Origin of the sequence: Pseudomonas sp. F1_0610, assembly GCF_047470865.1 — a bacterium.
In the GTDB taxonomy this organism is placed as follows: Bacteria; Pseudomonadota; Gammaproteobacteria; order Pseudomonadales; family Pseudomonadaceae; genus JAZDRH01.
The window spans coordinates 1-617 of sequence record NZ_JAZDRH010000084.1; the positions used below are offsets into that span (position 1 = coordinate 1).

The 617-nt window shown below is 51.7% G+C and carries 1 protein-coding gene; it reads left to right on the top strand.

What is annotated here, in order from left to right:
- The coding region (locus VQ643_RS16310) for an RHS domain-containing protein (protein ID WP_414201570.1) at positions 1-617 on the top strand (617 nt) is incomplete at both ends.

Below are 617 nucleotides of genomic sequence, written 5' to 3' on the forward strand. Positions count from 1 at the left end.
GACGCCATCAGCAACCGCATCGGCAGCCGTCACCAACCGGGTGAATGGCAATACAACGCCAACGATCAATTGATCCGCTGGGGAACTGGTAGCCAGCAAGAAAACTTAAGCTACAGCCCAACAGGCCAGCTCATCCAAAAGAAAACCGCCCTAGAAACCCTAGACTACGGTTACAACACCGACGACCGCTTAAACAGCATCAAACGTAACGACACTGAAATCGCCACCTACCACTACAACCCCTTTGGGCAACGTATTAGTAAACAAATCAATGGCGAAACCACCTACTACCTATATACCGATGAAGGCCTCATCGGCGAACTAAACGAACAAGGCCAACTACAAATAGCCTATGGCTGGAAACCTGACAGTGAGTGGGGAACACAACCCCTCTGGCAAGCCAACCTTAACCACAGCGCCACCACCACAGGCACACTGAATAACGCCAGCTACCATTACCTTTATAACGACCACCTAGGCACACCACAAATAGCCGCCAACAGTGAAGGCACCACAACGTGGCAAGCCCAAATGCAAGCTTTTGGGGAAACCACCCCCGACAGCACCAACCTGATCACCATGAACCTGCGCTACCCTGGGCAGTACTTTGATGCAGA